A 1,742-nucleotide genomic window follows, 5' to 3' on the forward strand; every position below is an offset into this window, starting at 1 on the left:
GGGGGGGGGGCCGGCCCCCCCCCCCCCCCCCCCCCCCCACGACCGGGTTTCAGCCCGGAAAAATAAAAAGCTAATAACTATTCGTAATTCATGGTTGAAAACCTAGTGCTCGTTCGTTTTTGATGTTAGCTTTGCTGCACGGAGCCCACAGTGGGGCTGCACTTGTACGTGAAAGGGACCGAAGATGTTCCGATGGAAAAGCATGACCGCGGTAGCCGCCGTCGTGGCCCTGAGCCTGACCGGCTGTGCCGCAGGGTCGACCTCGTCCAGCTCCGCTGCGACGACTCTCACCCTGGGCGTCGTCGTCCCGGCCTCGACCTTCGCCGCAGCGGACATGAACTTCGCGACGCAGACCGCATACGGTCAGGCCGTCTACGACACCCTGCTCAAAGCGGATCCGAGCGGTGAGGTCGGCCCGGACCTGGCAACAAAATGGGCGTACAACGCCGACAACACGGTGCTGACCCTCACCTTGCGTGACGACGTCACCTTCACGGACGGCACCAAGTTCGACGCCGATGCCGCAGCCCAGAACATTATCCGGTTCCGTGACGGCGCCTCGGCCAACGCGTCGTTCCTGAAGTCGGTATCCGCCGCGACCGCGACGGACCCCACCACGCTGACGATCACCCTCACCGAGGCCGACCCGGCGCTGCTGCACTACCTGACCCAGAACGCCGGCATGGTCGAGAGCCCCAAGGCCTTCACCAGCGCCGACCTGCAGACCAACCCGATCGGCAGCGGTCCCTACATCCTCGACACGGCCAAGACCGTCGTCGGCACGAGCTACGAGTTCACCAAGAACCCGACCTACTGGGACCCGACGAGCGTGCACTACGACAACCTGTCCCTCAAGGTCTACGCGGACGGCACGGCACTCCTCAACGCCGTCAAGGGCGGCCAGATCAACGGTGCCGCGGTCGCGGACAGCAGCACGATCCCTGAGTTCGAAGCGGCCGGCTACACGATGAACCCGTTCGAGCTGGACTGGACCGGCCTCATCCTCTTCGACCGTGACGGCACGCTGAACCCGGCGTTCAAGGACGTGCGGGTGCGCCAGGCCATCAACTACGCATTCGACAGCAAGTCCCTGCTGACCGCGGTCGGCGAGGGCCTCGGCACCCCGACGAGCCAGATCTTTCCGACCAGCTCGGTCGCCTACGACGAGAGCCTCGACTCCCGCTACTCCTACGACCCGGCCAAGGCCAAGGCGCTCCTCGCCGAAGCCGGCTACTCCGGCGGGCTCACGATCGACATGCCGACCACGAGCTTCGTGCCTGCGGCCACCTTCACCCTCATCCAGCAGCAGCTCAAGGACGTCGGCATCACCGTGAACTACACGGATGCCGGCAACAACTTCATCGCCGACATCCTGGCCCCGAAGTACGCCGCGACCTGGATGCAGCTGCAGGAAGACACCGACTGGGCGCTGATCAACTTCGAGCTCACCCCGAACTCGACCTTCAACCCGACGAAGTACGACGACCCCACGGCCGACGCGCTCATCGCCACCGTGCACACGGGTTCGAAGGCCGACGCCGATGCCGCCGCGAAGAAGCTCAACGCCTACATCGTCGAGCAGGCCTGGTTCGCGCCGTGGTACCGCGTGCAGTCCAACTTCGCGACGGATGCGAAAACGAAGGTGGTCACCCAGGTCGGCAACACCTACCCGTACCTCTGGAACTTCACCCCGGTGTCCTAACCGGGACACATCACCACCACCCTGTCTCTTATACACATCT

The 1,742-nt window shown here is 64.2% G+C and carries 1 protein-coding gene; it reads left to right on the top strand.

Annotated elements, in window-relative coordinates; all coding sequences use genetic code 11:
• The first annotated feature begins 202 nt into the window (after nucleotides 1-202).
• Complete coding sequence (locus QN345_RS18655) at nucleotides 203-1,702, top strand: ABC transporter substrate-binding protein (RefSeq protein WP_322189360.1); 1,500 nt, start codon at nucleotides 203-205, stop codon at nucleotides 1,700-1,702.
• The last annotated feature ends 40 nt before the right edge of the window (nucleotides 1,703-1,742 follow it).

The sequence above is a fragment of the Cryobacterium sp. 10I1 genome (assembly GCF_035019805.1).
Classification (GTDB): Bacteria; Actinomycetota; Actinomycetes; order Actinomycetales; family Microbacteriaceae; genus Cryobacterium; species Cryobacterium glucosi.

Excerpts from the sequence above, each read along its gene's own strand:
- QN345_RS18655 (WP_322189360.1), top strand. The coding sequence starts at position 203 with ATGACCGCGGTAGCCGCCGTCGTGGCCCTGAGCCTGACCGGCTGTGCC.